This is a genomic window from Mogibacterium pumilum (assembly GCF_002243385.1).
Taxonomy (GTDB): Bacteria; Bacillota; Clostridia; order Peptostreptococcales; family Anaerovoracaceae; genus Mogibacterium; species Mogibacterium pumilum.
In genome coordinates, this window is record NZ_CP016199.1 from 109,030 (window position 1) to 110,275 (window position 1,246).

The 1,246-nt window shown below is 37.5% G+C and carries 1 protein-coding gene; it reads right to left on the minus strand.

Annotated elements, in window-relative coordinates; all coding sequences use genetic code 11:
• Positions 1–1,236 (minus strand): MucBP domain-containing protein (locus AXF17_RS00520; RefSeq protein ID WP_169711284.1); only part of this gene is annotated, 1,236 nt, incomplete at its 3' end.
• Between the last annotated feature and the right edge of the window lie 10 nt (positions 1,237–1,246).

The window sequence follows — 1,246 nt, forward strand, 5'->3', positions numbered from 1 at the left end:
TGGTGCTATGTTGTTTGCGGTGCTTTCCTGCACTGGATTTTTCCTATATACAAAGCGAATTATCGGTTTGTTTATATTACTTATATCCTTTTGTACACCAATTAAGCTGTAGTTTAGTATATCTGCTTTATCTATCCTATAGCTATATCCGGTTATTCCTTTTAGATTTGTAGCCTGCTTTATAGGGGTTCCTTGTTCATCTATATATTCAACTCTTATATGCTGGTTAACCTTTGTTTCTACTTTTGCCTGCAAGCTGCTACCAAACAGGGCATACCTTACTGCCATTGAATAGTTAAATGAATTACCATATCTTGGTGGTGCAGGAGAATAGAATGTATAGTTAAAAGCAGACAGGAATCCAGCACCCAGGTATCCTCCTCTTGGCAGGTCCTTGGAACCATTTAGTCCTACTTTTCCAGGTGTAACATCATAGATAATATCGTTATCCTTTACAAGGTTAGATGTGCTTGGTATTAGTTCAGCTAGATTTGCAAGGTCAGTAGATACACCTTGAGCTGTATCTATATCTGAAGATATAAAGCTCAGTACTACTTGATTCTCATCCATAGTACCGTGCTTTACTATTTTGTAGTTAATAGAAATGTTATTGGCATTATTATATAAGACTGATATAGAGTTTCCGATAGCGTTAGGAAAGAACTGCTCTCCTGAGAAACCGATTCCTCTAATGCTTCCGTATCTATTTAATCCGGAGTTAGCTTCCCAATCGTCTTTATCTGAATCTTCAATCTCCCAGATTAAATCCAGGTCTATTCCAGATTTTGTCTTTCCAACATAAGTTATTCTTCCTGATGATCCATTATCTGTGCTGAACATCTTAACAGGAATACTAGGTCTTTCAGAGCCAAAATTAGAGCTGGAATTAAGATGCCCAACCTCCCTGCCCGATATAAGCTCAACTTCTGTTTTATCCGTCCATCTAAGACCTTCTTCAGTTAGGAAGTTGTCGTCCGTAAGATTCTCTCCTATCAAATCAATTTTGATATTCTTAAAATAGTCGGGACCACGAGTACCCTCATTAAAGTCACCAGAAACATTCACACCACTTATACTGGGTGTGTTATCTGCTGTTTGTTCTGTTTCTTCTGATAAGCTTCCGCTTGCTGCTGATGAATCACCAAGTTCTGCATAGTCGGCTGCCATAACGATTGGTGTGATATTAAATAAAATAATGCAGACTAAAATAACAATAGATGAAATCTTCTTTATCATGATACACACT